The sequence below is a fragment of the uncultured Endozoicomonas sp. genome, assembly GCF_947495845.1.
In the GTDB taxonomy this organism is placed as follows: Bacteria; Pseudomonadota; Gammaproteobacteria; order Pseudomonadales; family Endozoicomonadaceae; genus Endozoicomonas.
This window is the reverse complement of record NZ_CANMAO010000060.1, coordinates 1-5,128: the sequence shown is the minus strand read 5'-3', so window position 1 is coordinate 5,128 and position 5,128 is coordinate 1. Positions and strand designations below refer to the sequence as shown.

Genomic DNA, 5,128 nt, shown 5'->3' with positions numbered 1-5,128 from the left:
GTGGGTGATGACGGGATCGAACCGCCGACATTCTGCGTGTAAAGCAGACGCTCTCCCAGCTGAGCTAATCACCCTGATCATTCATGTTGAGCCAGAAGACTTACCGTCTTGCCGCCCCTCATCAACGCGGCGCATTATAAGCAGCTAACCTATTGATACGCAACTGTTATTAAGCACTTTTTTTACACAACCCACGAACCCTTATTATTTACCCATGCAAAAGCCACAAACTCACGGTACATTAATGACCAAGGCAGCTATGTAAAAAGGAAATCGATCAATCATGTGGTTTAAAAATCTGATTTTTTATCGCTTCACCCAGCCATTCAGCCTGTCGGTAGAGGAGCTTGAAGATAAGCTGAAAGAGAAGCGCTTCCGCAGCTGTGGCAGTCAGGACATGAGCACCTACGGTTGGGTGCCACCTCTGGGCAGGCATGGCAGCATGCTAACCCACGCGGCCAGCGGTTTTATAATGATCACTGCTCGCAAGGAAGAAAAAATTCTCCCGGCCAGTGTGATTAATGAAGTGCTGGAAGAACGGGTTGAAAAGATTGAACAGGAACAAGATCGTCAGGTTTTCAGCAAAGAGAAGAAAACATTAAAAGACGATGTACTTATGGAGTTGCTCCCCAAAGCATTCTCCCGCAGCCAGAATACCTTCGCTTATATCGATACAGTAAAAGGCTGGCTGATTGTGGATGCATCTTCTTTTAAAAAGGCAGAAGAGCTGACCAGCTGCCTGCGAGAATGCATGGGCAGTCTGCCTATCGTTAACCCGCCTCTGAAAAACATGCCGTCTTTTGCCATGACTCGCTGGTTAGCACAGGAAGTGCCTCTGCCGGATCACCTGATACTCGGTGATGAGTGTGAGCTTCGGGAACCCGGTGATGAAGGCGGACAAGTTAAAGTCAGCAAACAGGAATTGGCAGGAGAAGAGGTGGAAGTCCATCTCCAGGCTGGCAAGCAGGTGAGCAAAATGGCGGTGATCTGGAATGACGCCCTGAGTTTTGTTCTCGGTGATGATCTGGTGATCCGTAAACTGAAGTTCACGGATTCTATCCAGGAAAAGCTGGATGAAGTGAATACCGAAACCGCTGCGGAACAATTTGATGCGGACTTTGCCCTGATGACCATGACTCTGCAGCAAATGCTGGAAGAGTTGATTGACTATTTGGGGGGTATCAGTGAAGAGGCGATGGAAAGGAAAGAAGTAGACAGCTTTCAGGTAGGCGAACCTCAGAAGACAGCCGTCTGATCTTGCCACCTGTTTACACCCAGATTGGTTAACGTTATCCGTTAACCGTTAACCGTTGGCCGTAAAGCACAAACTAACTGGCTTTACGGATAACGGTAAACGGATAACGTTTCTCCAAACAGGAAAGAGGCAGACGTTATGCCTCCATAGTCAATTCATCAGACCAAACAGTTTCCCACGGTAACGTCGTGCAATCGGGCTGGCCTGCCCTAACTGTTCAAACACGGTAAGCATCAGCAGTCGTGCACCGTCTTCACGGAATTCACGATCACGACGAACAATAATCAGCAGCTGCTCCAGCGCTTCTTCACTTTCGTCAGCAATAACCAAACGAATGGCCAACTGGTAACGTGCTTCATGATCATTGTCGTTGTCTGCCAGCCGAGCTTCCAATTCCTGTCGAGCAGGCGCATCTGCCACCATTTCATAAAATGATAACTTTGCTTTTGGCTGTGCAATACCTTCAGCATCCGCTGGCAAGGCATTAATCAGCTGTCGTCCTTCTTCTATACGCCCAAGCTCCAACAGCAGATTAACCTGCAATACTTGCAGAGCGTGGTTGTCTGGCTCATCTTTCAGAATATTCTGCAACAAGCCCAACGCCTCTGCAGCCTGTCCTTCGGCCATTAAGGTTTCGACCTGCTGACGAACCATATCTGCAGGGCTCATGGTTAATGGGTCCAGCACAGCGCGCAGTGTATCTTCAGATTGCGGGCCACTGAACACCTCAACCGGACGACCTTCATGGAGCACCACCTGACCAGGCAAAGCGCTCACCTGCAGCTGATTGATTAACTGACGAGCCAGCATTTGATCAGCTTCTGCATCCAGCTTCGCCAGCGTCAGTTTACCCTGATAAGAGGCAGTGATGGATTCCAGCAACGTCAGCTGCTGGGCACAGCCCGGATCACTCTGCATACCTATATAAAGAAGCACCGGTTGCTCAACCGACTGCTGAAGCACTTCTTGAATATTGGCTTCTGTTACATCCACTGAGAAGCTTTGCTCATTCATTACCTTGGTCACCTTAAACAATGCCACCCAATGCCACCCGATTGGGCTGAATCCAAACCGTTAACTGTAAACTATCAACACCCTTAAAAGATACCGGATTGGCGTCATAGTGAGAGCGCCTCAACGGCCATGTGCGCCTAAAGAGATCATATACCCGACACTTCTGCAGACTTCTTTAAGACTTTGTTGGAATTAACAACAAAACCCATGAAGCAACTGTTTGGATTATGTGCTCCAGTTCACTTACCCACAGTTTCTGTGGATAAGTTTGTGGATGATCATTCCCAACGGGTCACAGAGACCGATAATCCCTGCCCCCCTATCAAACTGATCATTTTTTGATCTATTTTTTTTGCTTATTTTTCAATAACTTAGGATAAGTGCTTACAAAATCAGGCACTTATACTGACATAAAAAAAACGACGTCAATCACTTGACATTTGTGCATAAAAACCATAATTCCAGCACCTCCACTTCGATAGAGCGCACGTCAGCCGCGAATTCGGACCATAACACCTAATAACCAGAGGTTATTACCCAGCCCATTTGTAGGACTTCCTCCATCCTCCGGCAATTTCTCAATCGCCGTACTTTTCTATGTAGATGAAGGAAACGATTTGCTACTATTTCCTGCGTCTCGATCAATGGTGCCGGAAGTCGATATCGCCGCTTACCCATCCATTGAAATTGCCTAACCAATAAAAGATACAGGTAGTTGAATGAATCTCGCTGATAAGGTTTTGGCCGTTAACAACGATCTCCCGATCCGGACACAACGTCCTATCCATTCCGGCAAGGTCCGCTCCGTCTATTGGCTTACCGACGCCGACAGCCAACGCCTGATACAGGAAAAAGGTTATAATGTAGCACCGGATGCGCCATTGGCCATTATGGTGATTTCAGATCGCATCAGCGCCTTTGACTGCATCTGGCAGGGTGAAGGTGGTTTATCCGGCGTACCCGGTAAAGGTGCAGCCCTGAATGCCATCTCCAACCACTGGTTCGAGCAGTTTAAAACCCATGGCCTTGCGGACAGCCATATTCTGGATACTCCCCACCCGCTGGTCTGGATCGTTCAAAAAGCCCGCCCGATTATGATTGAAGCCATTGTGCGCAAGTACATCACGGGCTCCATGTGGCGCGCCTACAGCAAGGGCGAACGGGATTTCTGTGGCATTCAATTGCCAGAAGGCCTTCAAAAAGATCAGCCGTTGCCAGAACTGCTGATTACGCCGTCCACCAAAGGTATTCTGAAGGGCATTCCTGGCGTGCCAGAAGCGGACGATGTGAATATCAGCCGCCAAGACATTGAAGCCAACTACCAGGCATTTAACTTCCGGCAGCCAAGGGATATTGATCGTTATGAAACGTTGCTCAAAGATGGCTTCCAGGTCATCCGCCAATCACTGAACAACATTGGTCAACTATTTGTGGATACCAAATTTGAGTTTGGTTACATCACCGATGCCAATGGTGATGAACAACTCATTTATATGGATGAGGTGGGCACGCCCGACTCTTCAAGAATCTGGGATGGTGATGCTTACCAGCAAGGACAAATCGTTGAGAACTCCAAAGAGAGCTTCCGCCAGTTCCTGCTGAACTATTTCCCAGACCCGGACATCCTTCTGAACAAAAACCGAATGGTGGAACGTGAGGCACTTGCTACAAACAACCAGCTGCCAGGGCAGGCGTTGTTAGATCTCTCTGCAACCTACACGGGTATTGCAGAAAAGGTTACCGGGCAACCGCTACCACTGTCTGGTAATCCGAGGGAAGAGATTATTGATATTCTCAGTCAAGGTTATGGATTAATTTAATTTCCGTTTATATAGCTGAGCCTTATCTTTCAAGGCTCAGTGATGACGCAGCCTATTTATACCGATTCTGTTTTTAAATTATGGGCTGCGCAGCCATTTTGACCGTCTGGATCTGCGTTGAAGCTCCTCGCCACAGCTATGGCTAAGACTCGTCGCTTCGCCTTGCCCAGTCGCCCAAAATAACTTGCTCACACCATAATTTAAAAACGACATTGGTATTAAGCCTTTTTCACTACGCATCCAAAAATGAATAATGTATTTATTTATCAGCTATTTTTAGCTGATGGGACGTTTTATATAGTGGCTCCACCAGCTAAGGAAGATGCGAATAAGCCCCCAGTCATGAGATAATATTCCCATCGCTCCCAGCTTGAGTTTCAGTCCATGAGCCAGCTCAGTTTCGCAAACAGTGAGTTTGTCCAAAAACGCAGAATCACCCGCAAAGAACGCTTTCTGGCAAAAATGGAAAAGCTCGTGCCATGACCCCGGCTCATCGGTGTTATCGAGCCCCATTACCCAAAACGAGGCAACGGTCGTCCACCTTACCCTCTGGAAGCCATGGTCAGGGTTCACTGCCTTCAACAATGGTAATGCCTTAGCGATGAAGGTATGGAAGACGCCTTGTATGAAATCGCTCCCATGCGCCTGTTTGCCGGGTTCTCGCTGGATAAGCCCATTCCTGATCGCACGACCATCATGAATTTCCGGCATTTACTCGAAAAGCACCAACTGGGGAGGGCGATCTTCGCCGAGATTAACCATTGGCTGACGAACTCAGGCATCATCCTGAAAGAAGGTACTTTGGTGGATGCCACCATTATCGAGGCACCGACGTCTACCAAAAATAAGAAGAAGCAGCGCGCCCCCGATATGCACCAGACCAAAAAGGGTAACCAGTGGCACTTCGGCATGAAGGCTCATATTGGCGTTGATGCATGCACTGGCTTGAGCCACAGCCTTATCACCACCGGTGCCAATGAGCATGACCTAAATCAGGCAGGCGAACTGCTTCATGGGGATGAGGACTTTATATTCAGTG

The 5,128-nt window shown here is 48.2% G+C and carries 3 protein-coding genes, 1 tRNA gene and 1 pseudogene; 3 read left to right on the top strand and 2 right to left on the bottom strand.

Annotation, left to right across the window (positions count from 1 at the left end):
* Position 1: 1 nt before the first annotated feature.
* A tRNA-Val gene (locus Q1B11_RS19885) sits at positions 2 to 74 on the bottom strand.
* A gap of 209 nt (positions 75 to 283) precedes the next feature.
* Here Q1B11_RS19885 and rdgC point away from each other — a divergent pair.
* On the top strand, positions 284 to 1,255 hold the full coding sequence (gene rdgC, locus Q1B11_RS19880; protein ID WP_299735698.1) for a recombination-associated protein RdgC: 972 nt from the start codon (positions 284 to 286) through the stop codon (positions 1,253 to 1,255).
* Positions 1,256 to 1,405: 150 nt separating this feature from the next.
* Here the strand turns inward: rdgC and Q1B11_RS19875 are convergent, their stop codons facing one another.
* Positions 1,406 to 2,269: a tetratricopeptide repeat protein gene (locus Q1B11_RS19875; protein ID WP_299735696.1), complete on the bottom strand. Its 864-nt coding sequence runs from the start codon at positions 2,267 to 2,269 to the stop codon at positions 1,406 to 1,408.
* Positions 2,270 to 2,988: 719 nt separating this feature from the next.
* Here Q1B11_RS19875 and Q1B11_RS19870 point away from each other — a divergent pair.
* Both Q1B11_RS19870 and Q1B11_RS19865 read left to right on the top strand, forming a co-directional pair.
* On the top strand, positions 2,989 to 4,089 hold the full coding sequence (locus Q1B11_RS19870) for a phosphoribosylaminoimidazolesuccinocarboxamide synthase (RefSeq protein ID WP_299735694.1): 1,101 nt from the start codon (positions 2,989 to 2,991) through the stop codon (positions 4,087 to 4,089).
* Between the two features lie 384 nt (positions 4,090 to 4,473).
* A pseudogene (locus tag Q1B11_RS19865) lies at positions 4,474 to 5,128 on the top strand (IS5 family transposase); the annotation flags it as partial.

What these genes read in the sequence shown, in the direction of transcription:
- Q1B11_RS19875 (WP_299735696.1), bottom strand. Translation starts at nt 2,269, where the DNA reads ATGAATGAGCAAAGCTTCTCAGTGGATGTAACAGAAGCCAATATTCAA.
- Q1B11_RS19870 (WP_299735694.1), top strand. Translation starts at nt 2,989, where the DNA reads ATGAATCTCGCTGATAAGGTTTTGGCCGTTAACAACGATCTCCCGATC.
- rdgC (WP_299735698.1), top strand. Translation starts at nt 284, where the DNA reads ATGTGGTTTAAAAATCTGATTTTTTATCGCTTCACCCAGCCATTCAGC.